This window comes from Bacillus sp. LBA3-1-1.1 (assembly GCF_040676495.1).
In the GTDB taxonomy this organism is placed as follows: Bacteria; Bacillota; Bacilli; order Bacillales; family Bacillaceae_G; genus Bacillus_A; species Bacillus_A nitratireducens.
In genome coordinates this window covers 242,341-256,668 of sequence record NZ_JBEGIB010000022.1, presented here as the reverse complement: position 1 = coordinate 256,668, position 14,328 = coordinate 242,341, and the positions used below count along the sequence as shown (strand labels likewise).

The window sequence follows — 14,328 nt, the reverse complement described above, 5'->3', positions numbered from 1 at the left end:
GTGTTTTTTATCTTTAATCTCATTCTACATTTTCAATTATATATAACAACCATTTTGGAAGAATTTCCTGTAGGCTATTAGTTTTCTAACTCATTTTGCTAGGCCACCTATTCGTGGTCTTTTTATTTTACCCTCCGCATAAATATATTTTATCGCAAGAATTCATTAATAGATTTCAAACTTTCTACCTTTGCGAAAAAGTTTGACAATACATACGGGTAGTGGTAATTTAAAACCTATAAGAAAACTCGGTATTAATTCCGAGTTTTCTTATAGGTGTAAATAGTCGAGAGGGGTCGAAATATGAAGAAGAAGTTGTTTGCATTACCATTTGTCCTACTATTACTTATTGCATTAGCGGCTTGCTCAGGGGAGAAAGATTCTTCGAAGCAAGCGAACACTAGTAAATCAGGGACTCCGAAAGATGGAGGAACGTTAACAGTTGGTGTTAGTGATAATCCAGATACGATGAACCCGCTTTATGCGAATGATCGTGTGTCGTTAACGATACAGCAAGCTTTATATGCAGCGCTGTATCATATGGAAGACGGTAAGAAAAAGTTTGTTCTTGCTGAGAGCTTTACGCCTTCAGAGGATCAATTAACATGGACTTTAAAACTAAAGGATAATTTGAAATGGCATGATGGTAAGAAAATTACATCAGACGATATTGTATTTACATTCCAATCTATTTTAGATGAGAAGCAAAATAGTTCAAGCCGTGAAAACTTTATTTTTAAAGGAAAGCCGCTTGAGGTGAAAAAAGTGGATGAGCTAACGACTCAATTCGTTTTACCACAAGTAAGTGCATCTTTTGAAGGTGTGATGAATGATTTCTTCCCAATTCCGAAACATGTATTTGAAGGGGAAGCAGATTTAGTGAAGAGTAAGAAAAATCTACAACCTGTAGGATCAGGTCCATTTAAGTTTAAAGAGTATAAATCAGATGAGTACGTTGCATTAGATCGATTCGATGATTATGTCGGTGGTAAAGCTAAATTAGACTCTATCGTATATCGTGTTGTAAAAGACCGTAATACAGCAAATGTTTCACTACAAAATGGTCAAATCAACATGAAGATGATTGAGCCACAAGACTTTAAGAAATTAGATAGCACTGGGAACTTCTCAATGGTGACATTCCCTGAAGGTAGATTATTCTACTTATCTTATAACCAAAATACAGATCTTATGAAGAAAAAAGAAGTGCGCCAAGCAATTGCGCATGCGTTAGATAAGAAAGAAATGATTAACTCAGCATTCGTTTCTAGTCAATTCGCAGAACCAGCAAATTCAATCTTAACGCCAGACGCTATGTATTATGCAAAAGACATTAAAGATTATAAGTATGATAAAAAAGAAGCGAAAGATTTATTAGCGAAAGCTGGCGTGAAAGATAAAGAAAAAGTACGCGTTATGTATGTAACGAATAATAAAATTATGGAAAGCTTAGCGCTTTATACACAACAAAAATTACAAGAAGTTGGTTTAGAAGTTGAACTGAATGCATTAGATGCTAGTGCAGCAAGTGAAAAAAGCTTAGATAAAGAAAATAAAGAATATGACATTACATTCGGTGGTTACATAATGGGACCTGAGCCAGATTCATATAAGAGCTTATTCTTAAGTAATGCTGAATACAATTACGCACGTTATAAAAACGCTGATTTCGATAAATTATGGGAAGAAGCTGCAGTTGAAACAGATAAAACGAAACGCGCAGAGCTATACCATAAAATCCAAGAGACAGCTAGAGAAGACTTACCTTATCTACCAATCGCATATCCGAAAGCAGTTATTGCAGTAGATAAAAAGTTTGATGGATTAAAAGAAGCAAAAGCAATTCCTGTCACAATGTTTGAAGATCTATCGAAAATCTATGAAGTGAAATAAGAAACAGTAAAGAAGCTGGTGGAAATCAGCTTCTTTATCCCGCTTTAATGGGCAGTAAGACTCCCACCTCAAAACTCGGCGAATGCGAGGAAATTAGGTGGAAGTCCTACTGATTAAAGTTTCACTTTATCTTGAGGGGGGAAGTTTGTGTATAAAGTAATTGCAAAGAGGATATTAAATGCAATTCCGCTTTTATTTGTTATTTCTATTATTTCTTTTCTATTAATAAAACTAGCGCCGGGCGATCCCGTTCGAAACTTTGTAACGCCGAATATGAGTCCAATTGATGTCGAGCGTATTCGCAAAAGTTTAGGGCTAGATCAACCAATTTACGTGCAATATCTTTTATGGCTAAAAAATATTTTAACAGGAAACTTTGGATACTCACTTCAAAACCATCGCCCTGTTTTAGAACTTATTACAGAAAGATTACCCGCAACAATCGGGTTAATGGGATCATCTTTACTCGTCTCATTTGTAATCGCAATACCACTTGGACTATTTACAGGGGTGAAAAAGAATTCTATTTTTGATCGCATTGTGAACTTTATCTCCTATGTGGGAATCTCAATGCCAGTCTTTTGGTTCGCGTTACTATTAATCTATCTATTCTCTTTAAAATTGAACCTTCTTCCGAGTATGGGTATGCGCACAGTCGGTCAAGATTCCTTCTGGGATATTGTCCAGCACGGCATTTTACCTTGCATGGTGCTAGCGTTCCAAAACATCTCTGTTTATATGAGATATATTCGTTCCAGCACAATTCAGCAATTAGAAGAAGATTACGTACAAATTCAATATGCGTACGGTGCTTCAAAGAAAACAGTTTTATTTAATCACGTACTTCGAAACGTATTAATACCGATCATTACAATTTTCGGATTATCCATTCCAAGTTTAGTAGGCGGAGCGTTCATTACGGAAACCGTATTCTCATGGCCGGGACTTGGTTCGCTCGGGGTGAATGCTATTTTTAGATTTGATTATCCAATTATTATGGCAATCACATTATTATCATCGTTCATGCTAATTCTCGGTAATTTAATTGCTGATATTTTATATGGCGTAGTAGATCCGCGCATTCGAATGAGGGGGTGATTTGGAATGAATAATAGGAGATTTCAAACGATAAAAAGTAATTTTACGAAAAATAAGTTTGTACTAATGGGAGTTATTATACTTGCGGTTTTAACAATAGCGTCTCTTTTCGCATTCGTATCACCGTATGATCCTAGCAAAATGTCGATTCCAGATCGTTTACAAGAGCCGAGTTTAAGTCATCCGTTCGGCACGGATGATTACGGAAGGGATTACTTAACGAGAGCGTTATATGGCGGAAGAGTTTCGCTTGCGGTTGGTTTTCTAGCGATGGTTGTTTCTATTACAATCGGCACCGCAGTAGGAACAATTAGCGGATATTTTGGCGGAAAGTTAGATAACTTCTTAATGCGGATTGTCGAGGTTCTTATGTCGATTCCGTCATTCTTTTTAATGCTACTATTAAATGCATATTTAAAACCAGGAATTACAACGCTTGTTCTTATTATCGGATTATTAACGTGGATGGACACCGCGCGTATCGTAAGGGCAGAAACGTTATCTGTAAAAGAGCGTGAGTACGTTTTATATGCAAAAGTATCTGGACAAAAATCATTGATGATTATTGTAAGACACATCATTCCTAACATTTTATCGACCATTATAATCGCAGCGACATTAACAATTGCGACATCGATTTTAATGGAATCATCACTTAGCTTCTTAGGTTTAGGTATTAGAGAACCAGATTCTTCTTGGGGCAGCATGCTAAATAATGCGCAAGGATACATAGGTGAAGCTTGGTATTTAACACTCTTCCCAGGGTTCCTTATTTTATTAACAGTACTAAGTTTTAACGTAATCGGTGAAGCGTTGAAAAAAGCTTTCGCACCAAAAGGGGCTCATCATGAGAACTAATGCTTTAAGTGAGGGGGAGTGAAAAGCGTGTCTGAAAAACTATTAGAAGTAAAAAACTTAAAGACTTCTTTTTTCATAGAAGACGGCGAAGTAGAAGCGGTTCGCGGCGTTTCATTTAGTCTGAAAAAGGGTGAAGTCGTTGGGATTGTTGGTGAATCGGGAAGCGGAAAGAGTGTTATGGCGAAATCCGTTATGGCCCTCGTTACGTCGCCAGGGAAAGTGAAAGAAGGAGAGATTCTTTTTCAAAATGAAAACGTACTTTCTAAATCGGAGAAAGAATTACGCTCTATTAGAGGAAATCAAATTTCACTTATCTCTCAAGATCCAATGTCGGCATTAAACCCGGTTGTGAAAATTGGAAAGCAAATGACGGAAGTAATTATTCGGCATCAAAAAGTGAAAAAGAAAGAAGCACAAAATATCGCGGTCAACTTACTAAAACAAGTTGGTCTGTCTTCACCGGAAGAAAGAGTAAAACAATATCCGCATGAACTAAGCGGCGGAATGAAACAACGGGTTATGATTGCGATGGCGATGTCTTGTAACCCAGACCTTCTCATTGCGGACGAACCGACGACAGCACTTGATGTAACGATACAAGCGCAAATACTAGACTTAATGAAAAACTTAAAAAACGAAACGAATATGTCGTTACTTCTTATTACACATGATCTTGGAATTGTTGCGCAAAACTGTACACGCGTCATCGTTATGTACGGCGGGCTTATTATGGAAGAAGGGCATGTACTTGATATTTTCCAATCGCCGAATCATCCGTATACGAAAGGGCTATTAAACTCTCTGCCAAAAATATCGAACGGCGTAAAAGAAAGACTAGCGCCAATTCAAGGTGTAACGCCAAACTTACTACACCCGCCGAAAGGTTGCCCATTCGCAGAGCGTTGCCCACATAAAATGGACATTTGTGAAACAGAACGTCCACCATATTTTGAAATCGGAAACGGAAGACGCTCTATGTGCTGGCTAAACGATAGGGCGGTAGGTGATTCCCATGCATGAAGAAAACTTAATTGAAGTTCGGAACTTAAAAAAGTATTTTCCTATTAAAAAAGGACTATTCGGCAGAAAAACAGAGCAATTAAAAGCAGTCGACGACCTAAGCTTCACAATTAAAAAGGGTGAAACATTCGGACTGGTAGGGGAGTCTGGCTGCGGAAAATCAACGACAGGAAGAAGTATCATTCGTTTACACGATGTCACTTCAGGTAACATCCTATTCGACGGAAAAGATATCGCAGATCTAAAAGAAAGTGAACTAAAAGAATATAGAAAAAGAATGCAAATCATTTTCCAAGACCCATACGCATCATTAAACCCGACAATGAACGTATTCCAAATTATTAGCGAACCGATGAACATTCACGGATCTTACACAGCGGAAGAAAGAAAAGAAATTATTCTAGACCTTCTCAAAAAAGTAGGCTTAAAAGAAGAACATCTATATCGCTACCCGCACGAATTTAGCGGAGGCCAAAGACAGCGCATCAGCATCGCGCGCGCACTATCTGTAAAACCTGACTTCATCCTATGTGACGAACCAATCTCAGCACTAGATGTCTCAGTTCAGGCACAAGTCGTAAACATGCTGCAAGACATTCAAGAAGAAACAGGCGTCACATACTTATTCATTGCACATGACCTATCCATGGTAAGACACATATCAGATAGAATCGGAGTCATGTACTTAGGAAACATAGTAGAAATTGCCGACAGCAAAGACCTATACACAAAACCGGCACATCCATACACACAAGCACTACTCTCATCCATGCCAGAACCAGATCCAACAAACACAGGCAAAGAACGGATCATCCTAGAGGGAGAAGTACCAAGCCCACTAAACTCACCATCCGGCTGCAAATTCAGAACGCGATGTAAATTCGCCACTGAAAAATGCGCGCAGGAAGTACCGAAGATGGTTGAGATTGCGAAGGGGCATGAGGTGGCTTGTCATTTGTTTTAGAAGGAGCGCATCGGGGGAACCTGGTGGTATTTCAGTTGGTAATATGATAGCTGGTATGGCTTGTAGCGTTAAATACTTTATATAATAAACAATAAACATAAAAAAGAGCTAAGGTTCTCATACAGCCTTAGCTCTTTTTTATGTTTGTTAAACAATATCCTTTCAAAAAAATATTTAAGTCTATATTTATCCCGCATTAACGGGCAGTAAAACTCCCACCTCAAAATTCAGGTGGGAGATCGACTGCCCGTAAACGCCCGATTGGTTCAACTAATAATCAGTGGGAGATGAACAAAACCCCCACTGATTAAAGTTTCACTTTATAATTTTTTCTATCTTAATGCATAAAGACAGGGGAGGATTATATTTAATTCCCTTCCATACTTCTGATGGGGTGGACATCAATGAGATGTGGTTTTTGTTCACGGATTTTTAGCATCTTTATTTACAGGGTTTTGAATGTAAACTAATAATAAAAAGTTTGCTTTCAAATTAGAAAAGGTTAGTCCCTCACTCCACTCCAGCTAAAAACCTCACACCCAAAAACAAAGGGGAACTCAATTGTTCAAACTCATATAAAGTTTCAATCTTGTCTAAGCATCCATTAGGATATACAATTGATCATCTATTTTTCTTTACATAATCTCCAGATACAGTCCATATCAACTATAGATTCTTGTCTTATGCTAAATGTAATCAAAAAGCAAGTAGATAAAGATAATGACTAAAACATTAACTCTAGATACTTTTTTGATGAATATTACAAATAAACAGGAGGTAATGAAAAATGATTAAAACATTATTAGCAGGAGCACTTTTAAGTACAGGATTGGTAGCGGGAGGTGCAGTAGGTGCAGATGATGCGAAAATGGACAATTTAAAGTCAAATGAAGATAGTTCAAATCAAGTAATTACACAAAGTGCAGATGGAACAACGTCTTTCTCACAAAACTTTGATTTACCTAAAGATGCAGTGCCAGCAACTTTTAAAGAACATGCAAAAACTGTTGAAAGAACAGAAGGTACAGGTTCTCAAGAAGGAAAAATGGTACCAACAAAAGAAGGAAATTAAATAATATATAGTTATAACGAAGAGCATCCAAAAAGTGGTGCTCTTTTTATATTATAGGGATCCACTGGTTTTACTCAATATAGAACTGTAGTGGGAATTCAAACTAGAATATGGGTTACTGTCTCTTCAAATTATGGTGTTTGAAGCACTAGTTTTGGTGGTAACGTTACAACATAAACATTTTATTAGAGATTTTTTAAATTTACATACACTCTAGATAAACTACATATCAACTTCAGATACTTGTTTTATGATACAAGTAATCAAACAAAAGGAGGGCAATACAAAATGATTACAACAGTATTAACAGGGCACTCTTTTAAGTACAGGAGATTATTAACGGGTGGAGAAAATGTTGAAGATGTACAGACAGATAAACATATTCCATATGAACAAAATGAATTGCAGCAAACTCTAGAAAAGTACGATTCGAAGAAATTTGAGTTATAAAAAGAAAATAGATAAATATAGTGAAAATAGATAAATTGACAAGAGAAAAGCACTTTGTGTATATCACAGGTGCTTTTTATTTTCATTTTGATATAGGGCTTGAATTAAATTTTTACACTAAAATATATACGGCAAAAAGGGGGGAGTTCATTGCACAAAGTTATTTATGGAATATTAATTTTAATTTATACTTTGTATTCATTTTTTGTAAGTGATGGAAGTGAGGTAAGGTTTATTATGGTGTTAACTATAGTACTTATCTTTTCTGTGGTTTTAGAAAAAGGAAATGCAAACAAAACGACTGATTAAAGGTCTTTTTGTTTGCATTTTTTAGTTGGCTATTAAAGTCCAGATGTTTTAGGGATAGCACCAAATCGCCATCAAGCTTAAAGAACGATTTATCCCCAAACAATAAAAATGAGCTTTTTATTACAAGTTAGCACCAAATTTCGTTTTTGGGACACTATTAAATTTTTAGTTGATGAAAACACCCGCCTAAAATAGAAAACTTTTAACCTATTATCATTTATTCCGTAGCTTTTAAGGTATTTAACACGACTTTGGTTGCGTCTGCAATAAGTTTATCATCGTATTTAGCATCTTCTTTATCATGATTAGAAAGTATAGCAAGAACAATCGGCTTTTTATTTGGTGGCCAAATAATTGCGATATCATTTCTTGTTCCGTAAGATCCCGCGCCTGTTTTATCAGCTACTTCCCATCCTTTTGGTACGCCCGCACGAATCAATTTATCTCCAGTTGTATTTCTCTTCATCCAATCTACTAATAGTTCACGTTTTTCTGTTGGAAGTGCAGTTCCTAATGTAAATGATTGAAGTGTCTTAGCTATCGCTTCTGGTGTACTGGTATCATGTGTTTCTCCTGGATGCACTTCATTTAATTCAGGTTCAAATCGTTCTGAAGTAGTAACAGTATCTCCCATTTCTCTCAAGATTTTTTCAAATTCAGAGGGCCCCCCTAACTGTTTAAGAATCAAATTATGTGCTGTGCTGTCACTATATCGAACAGAAGCATCTGCAAGTTCTTTTAACGTCATTCCTGTATCAACGTGCTTTTCAGTAATTGGATTATAATTAGAAAGATCTTCATGAGTATACATAATCCTTTGATCAAGAGCTTCTAATGAGTTCTTGCGTAAAAGAGCGCCCACAGCTAATGATTTAGATGTAGATGCAAATGCAAAACGATCATCTGAATGATAAGCAACAGTTTGATTTGTACCTGTGTCCAGTGCATAAATACCAAGCTTAGCATCATATTCTTTTTCAAGTTTAGCGAAAGATTGATTACCTGTATTTTCTTGTTTAATTTGATTAGCTTGATTCGTTTGTTTAGGTGGTTCAGATTGAGTGTTACTATTGGAACAACCTATAAGTGATACACATGAAAGTAATACTACAGGCACAATCTTTTTGTAATGTAAAATGTTAAAGAACTTGTTTAAAACGAACATAAATTTTCAACCTCTTTCAAGAATATATGGATTTTGTCTAGGTATTCTAAATACCAATGCAATTAAAGATGGCATAGGGTAACAATACTAAAGCAGCTAAAATTTCACAGGTTAAAGGACATCCAAAACGTTTATCCCGCTATTTGCCGGGCAGTAAGACCCCCATCTCAAAATTCAGCGGAAGCAAAGAAGTTAGGTGGGGGTCGGGCTGCCCGTAAAAGCCCGATTGGTGAGGGCTGATAATCAGTGGGGGGATGAACAAAACCCCACTGATTAAAGTTTCACTTTATATGATTGATAAGTCACGGTTTGGGTTATTTCTTTTTTGTTTTCACTTGTAATGGCTCACCTGTGAAAGTATTACAATACATATTTTTTACTTTCGGGAATAATAAGTCCTTTCTTTTTTTGGGTAATACATAAAAATAGATGTCAAACGGGATATGTTGTATCCAATCTGGACAACTACTATTAGAAATACACTTATTAGACACTCTAAGTAATAAATTTGTTCCACTTTAAGATGAGGAAGAATTTTGGGTTTGTAAAATAACAATGGAACTACGTGTTTTTTCGTCATACAAAAACCTCTACATATAAGTAGAGGTTTTTAAATTGTATATTAATGAATTATGCTTTTTTAGATAAAGCAAATCGAGTTCAGGTAAACGAAGAACATAGAATACGTAATTTTAACTAGATTTATTATTAGCTAGTTTATCCCCACCACTAAGCTCCGCCTCAATCTGCGAAGTCTTCGATGACTCATCCATACGCCAATACGTAATAAAACTTATCGCGATACATCCAGCTACGTAGAAGTAGAATAGTGATTCCATCCCAATACTCTTTAGCCATAATGCGATGAACTCAGCTGTTCCACCAAATATCGCAACTGTTAGTGCATAAGGTAAACCTACGCCAAGTGCGCGAATTTCGGTTGGGAATAGTTCTGCTTTTACAATGGCGTTAATGGAGGTATAACCAGTAACGATAATGAGACCGACCATCATGAGTAAGAATGCTACCATTGGGTCTGTCGTTTTTTCCATAAAGAAGAAGATTGGTGCTGTTAGTAAAGTTCCGAGAATACCGAAAGCCATTAATAGTGGGCGCCGTCCAATTTTATCGGATAATAGCCCTGCAATTGGTTGAAGTACAACGAATATAAGTAGTGCGGCAAAGTTAATCCAGCTTACAACTTCTTTCGGAAGACCGACTGTGTTTACCATGAACTTTTGTAAGTATGTTGTGTACGTATAGAATGCGACAGTGCCTCCTAGTGTTAGGCCGACTACTGTTAATACTGCTTTCGGGTGTTTCATAAGAGCGCGAACGGTTCCTGCGCTTTCGCGGTTTTTCGATTCCATATTTGAGAACTGCTCTGATTCATCCATTGTACGTCGAAGCCATAATACAGCTACTGCTCCCATCGCACCAATAATGAATGGAATACGCCATCCCCAAGCTTTCATATCTGGTTCGCTTAGTAATTGCTGAAGAACAATTTGAACGCCTAACGCAACCATCTGTCCAGCAACGAGCGTTACATATTGAAAACTTGAATAAAAACCACGGCGTCCACTACTAGCCATCTCAGATAAATATGTTGCGGAAGTTCCATACTCTCCGCCAAGTGATAACCCTTGAAGTAAACGAGCAAGAACTAAAATAATTGGCGCCATAATACCGATGCTTTCGTAACTAGGTGTGCAGGCAATAATTAAAGAACCACCGGCCATAACCGTAATGGAAAGCGTTAATGCTGCTCGGCGTCCGTGCCGATCCGCATAACGTCCCATTAATAAACTTCCGATAGGGCGCATTAAAAATCCGACTGCGAAAATAGCTGCTGTGTTCAGTAACTGACTCGTTGGATCTCCTTTAGGAAAGAACTCTGCTGAGAAGTAAACAGCGAAAGCAGAGTAAACGTACCAGTCGTACCATTCAATTAAATTGCCGACGGAACCTTTAAAGATATTGCCGGCGACTCGGTTTGATTTTGCTTGAGCCATAATAATTCCTCCTCTTGCTTATAAATAAAATGATAATTATGAAAGCGTGCTCATTGTAGTTGAATTGTACTGTCTATAGAATTAAATCTCAATATTATGACAATTTTATTCTTTTTGTACTTTATGTACATGGAGATTTTTAATAGTTGCTTCATTATTAGTTTTGTCATAATAATAGAAAAAGGAGATTGATAGTTTTGAATATTTTATCAAAGGATATGGAGTATGAAGAAATCACGCAAAGTGTCATTACAAACGAAAATAGTAAGCTTAATTATTACGTTAATTTTATTTGTCGTTCTCCTGTTAGCAGGAATATTTGTTTATATTCAGTCCGTTGATACGAAGCGCCAAGTAGAACAGTTAGCTCTGCAAACGGCTAAATCTTTGTCTTTTATGCCAGCTATAAAAGATGCTTTTCAATACAACGAGCATAAAAGTACGATTCAATCCATTGCGGAACAAGTTCGTGAGCAAGCTGGTGCAGATTATGTAATTGTGGAAGATCGTTATGGCGTTATGTATTCACATTCTAATTCGGAGTTGATTGGAACAAAAAGTAACAATCCATATAACTATGAAGCACTCACTTTTGGTGGCTATTATACACTCGAAGGAAATGGTGAAAGTGGTCCGGCTTTAATGGCGAAGGCACCCATTATTGTTCATAACGGAGACTACGATCAAGTCGTAGGCGTTGTGACAGTAGAGTTTTTAATAAAGGGTATTGAATCTAACATACTGAGCAGAACGAAAGAAATTATCCTCTTTTCCTTAGCGGTGTTACTAGTTGGAATTGTTGGTGGCATTCTTTTAGCGCGTAGTATTCGCAAAGATACACTCGGTCTGGAACCGAATGAAATCGCAGCGTTATACAGGGAACGAAGTGCGATACTACTATCCATAAAAGAAGGGATTATCGCTATTGATCAAAATGGTTTTATTACGATGATGAACACGTCGGCAGAAGAAATGCTGCATGTAAGTGATGATTATATGCAGCAGCACATTTCAAGAGTTTTACCGAATTTTAATATGGAAAGAGTGCTAGAAAACGATCAAGAAATCGCGTTTCAAGATAAAGTGTTTATTTTAAACATGACACCGATACTCGAAAATAACAGTACAGTAGGCGTTGTATGTAGTTTTAGAGATAAAACAGAATTGCAAAACTTAGTGAATACAATATCTGAAGTAAGAAAGTATTCAGAGGACTTACGTGCTCAAACACATGAATTTACAAATAAGCTTTTCGTCTTATCAGGACTACTTCAGTTAGGACATTACAAAGAAGCGATTGAATTTATTCAACAAGAATCTAATATTCATCAAAGCCAAAACCATATTTTATTCCATCAAATTCATGATGCGAAAGTACAAGCTATTTTATTAGGGAAAATCGGAACAGCATCTGAGAAGAAAATTGATTTTCATATTGAAGGAGATAGTGCGCTTCAACCGTTACCAGACCATATAAAAGTTTCGCACCTTATTACGATCCTTGGAAACATAATCGACAATGCATTTGATGCGGTGAGTGAACGAGAGGGAAAGAGTGTTTCCTTCTTTGTTACGGATATTGGACACGATATTGTGTTTGAAGTGATAGATAGTGGAGCGGGAGTACCGACAGAAAAAATCACGACCATTTTTCAAAAAGGATTTTCAACGAAAGGAAATGATCGTGGTTACGGGCTGGCAAACGTGAAAGAAATGGTAGGTCTACTACAAGGAACAATTGAAATTCAAAACGAGAAAAATGGGGGAGCTATTTTTACAATTTACCTTCCGAAAACATTGAGAGAAAGTACATGACAAACAGGGGGATGGGCATATGTTGAAGGTTGCAATTGCAGAAGATGATTTCCGCGTAGCGCAAATTCAAGAGGGATTTTTATCAAAAATAAAGGACGTAAAAGTGATTGGAAAAGCATTGAACGCAAAAGAAACGATGGAACTACTACAAAAAGAAGAAATCGATTTACTTCTATTAGATAATTATTTACCAGATGGAATTGGTACAGACTTATTGCCGAAAATCCATGCTGACTTTCCAAACGTTGACGTCATTATGGTTACAGCGGCGAATGAAAACCATATGTTAGAAAAAGCAATTCGAAACGGCGTAAGCAACTACCTTATAAAACCGGTCACGTTAGAAAAATTTGTCCGCACAATTGAAGGCTATAAAAGAAAGAAGCAATTATTACGTAGTAACAATGAAGTAAATCAAGCACTCATCGATAACTTTTTCGGTACTTCGCAAATGCAAGATATGAAAAACTTACCGACAGGTGTTGATCCGTTAACACTTCAAAAAGTGAAAGGGATTATAAAGGGGTTCGAAGAGGGCATCACAATAGAAGAAATGGGAGAACAAATGGGAGCCTCCAGAACAACCGCAAGAAGATATTTAGAATACTTAGTAGCGACAAACGAATGCACAGTAGAGTACACATACGGCATTATCGGACGACCAGAACGAAAATATCGCATAGGACGAGGGCTATGAAAAAACGATTATTACTATGTATATGGATCATGACAGGAGTAATAGCTGGTTGTACCGTAGAAAAAACGCATACGAATAAAGTGAACATAGAAGAAGTAGAAATTGTTGCGCCAAACGTTCAAGGAGCAGGATGGGACTTAACAGCACGAGCGATGCAAAAAACACTGACAGAAGAAAAAATCTTCACAAAACCAATCACTGTCACAAACAAAGTAGGTGGCAGCGGTGACGTCGGATGGAAATATACGAAACAAAAAGGCGGTCACGTACTGGCGATTAACTCAAGCTTACTCATAACGAACAACCTACTAGGCCATAGTAAACTAACATATAAAGACTTCACGCCGCTCGCGCTACTTGCATCTGACTGGGAAGTCGTTGTCGTATCAAAAGACTCAAATATAGAAAACGCAAACCAACTAATGGAACAATTAAAACAAGACAAGAAAAACTTCAAAATCGGCGTTGCCCCCGGCCTAGGAAACGACGATCACCTATCCTTCGTACAAGTAAGTAAAGCCTTCGGCATAAACCCTGCCGAACTAGAATTCTTCGTCTACGAAAACAAAGAAAAAATCATAAACGCCCTAACGAACAAACAAATCAACGCCGCAACCATGACCCTATCCGAAGCCGAAAAACAATACAAAGCCGGCAAAATAAAAATACTAGCCGTATCCGCACCAAAACGACTAGACCGACTACCAGAAATCCCAACTTGGAAAGAACAAAGAATCGACGTCATCTTCCAGCATTGGAAAGGTATTATGGGCCCGAAAGATATGACGGAGGAAGAGGTGGCTTATTGGAATAGTATTATTAAAAGGATGGTGGAGAGTGATAGTTGGAAGGGGATTTTGAGGGAGCGGGGTTGGAATTCTTATTATAAGGATAGTGGAGAGAGTAGGATATTTCTTGAGCAGAGTAGTCAGGAGTATGGGGAGTTAGTGGGGAATAATAGAAATTATTAAA

12 protein-coding genes and 1 pseudogene are annotated in these 14,328 nt (G+C 37.2%); 11 read left to right on the top strand and 2 right to left on the bottom strand.

Annotation, left to right across the window (positions count from 1 at the left end):
• The first annotated feature begins 303 nt into the window (after positions 1-303).
• The 8 genes and pseudogenes from MRBLBA3_RS18450 to MRBLBA3_RS18415 all read left to right on the top strand — a co-directional run bounded on the left by MRBLBA3_RS18450 (position 304) and on the right by MRBLBA3_RS18415 (position 7,664).
• Positions 304-1,893 (top strand): ABC transporter substrate-binding protein, encoded by a 1,590-nt coding sequence (locus tag MRBLBA3_RS18450; protein WP_363382839.1) that lies wholly within the window; start codon positions 304-306, stop codon positions 1,891-1,893.
• A 147-nt stretch (positions 1,894-2,040) separates the two neighbouring features.
• Positions 2,041-2,991, top strand: coding sequence for an ABC transporter permease (locus MRBLBA3_RS18445; protein ID WP_363382836.1), 951 nt, complete (start codon positions 2,041-2,043; stop codon positions 2,989-2,991).
• 6 nt (positions 2,992-2,997) lie between these two features.
• Complete coding sequence (locus tag MRBLBA3_RS18440) at positions 2,998-3,849, top strand: ABC transporter permease (RefSeq protein WP_363382834.1); 852 nt, start codon at positions 2,998-3,000, stop codon at positions 3,847-3,849.
• A gap of 27 nt (positions 3,850-3,876) precedes the next feature.
• Positions 3,877-4,869 carry an ABC transporter ATP-binding protein gene (locus tag MRBLBA3_RS18435; RefSeq protein ID WP_363382831.1) on the top strand — a complete coding sequence of 331 codons (993 nt, stop codon included), beginning with the start codon at positions 3,877-3,879 and terminating at the stop codon, positions 4,867-4,869.
• On the top strand, positions 4,862-5,833 hold the full coding sequence (locus MRBLBA3_RS18430; RefSeq protein ID WP_363382829.1) for an ABC transporter ATP-binding protein: 972 nt from the start codon (positions 4,862-4,864) through the stop codon (positions 5,831-5,833). The genes MRBLBA3_RS18435 and MRBLBA3_RS18430 overlap by 8 nt, the downstream gene beginning before the upstream one ends.
• Before the next feature lie 787 nt (positions 5,834-6,620).
• Positions 6,621-6,899: pseudogene (locus tag MRBLBA3_RS18425) on the top strand (hypothetical protein); the annotation flags it as partial.
• Between the two features lie 294 nt (positions 6,900-7,193).
• Positions 7,194-7,355 (top strand): hypothetical protein, encoded by a 162-nt coding sequence (locus MRBLBA3_RS18420; protein ID WP_002150223.1) that lies wholly within the window; start codon positions 7,194-7,196, stop codon positions 7,353-7,355.
• Between the two features lie 150 nt (positions 7,356-7,505).
• Positions 7,506-7,664, top strand: a complete 159-nt coding sequence (locus tag MRBLBA3_RS18415; protein ID WP_002087303.1) for a hypothetical protein — start codon at positions 7,506-7,508, stop codon at positions 7,662-7,664.
• A 217-nt stretch (positions 7,665-7,881) separates the two neighbouring features.
• Here MRBLBA3_RS18415 and blaIII read toward each other — a convergent pair whose 3' ends face one another.
• On the bottom strand, positions 7,882-8,829 hold the full coding sequence (blaIII, locus tag MRBLBA3_RS18410) for a class A beta-lactamase BlaIII (protein ID WP_363382825.1): 948 nt from the start codon (positions 8,827-8,829) through the stop codon (positions 7,882-7,884).
• A 692-nt stretch (positions 8,830-9,521) separates the two neighbouring features.
• Entirely contained in the window at positions 9,522-10,844 is a 1,323-nt protein-coding gene (locus MRBLBA3_RS18405) for an MFS transporter (protein ID WP_000035845.1), read from the bottom strand.
• 225 nt (positions 10,845-11,069) lie between these two features.
• On the opposite strand from MRBLBA3_RS18405, the gene MRBLBA3_RS18400 reads away from it, so the two are divergent.
• From MRBLBA3_RS18400 to MRBLBA3_RS18390, 3 genes are read left to right on the top strand one after another with little or no spacing between them, the layout of a single operon-like run.
• Positions 11,070-12,659: a sensor histidine kinase gene (locus MRBLBA3_RS18400; RefSeq protein ID WP_363382821.1), complete on the top strand. Its 1,590-nt coding sequence runs from the start codon at positions 11,070-11,072 to the stop codon at positions 12,657-12,659.
• A 19-nt stretch (positions 12,660-12,678) separates the two neighbouring features.
• Complete coding sequence (locus tag MRBLBA3_RS18395; RefSeq protein WP_363382818.1) at positions 12,679-13,356, top strand: response regulator; 678 nt, start codon at positions 12,679-12,681, stop codon at positions 13,354-13,356.
• On the top strand, positions 13,353-14,327 hold the full coding sequence (locus MRBLBA3_RS18390) for a tripartite tricarboxylate transporter substrate binding protein (protein ID WP_363382815.1): 975 nt from the start codon (positions 13,353-13,355) through the stop codon (positions 14,325-14,327). Before MRBLBA3_RS18395 ends, MRBLBA3_RS18390 begins: the two co-directional genes overlap by 4 nt.
• Position 14,328: the final 1 nt, after the last annotated feature.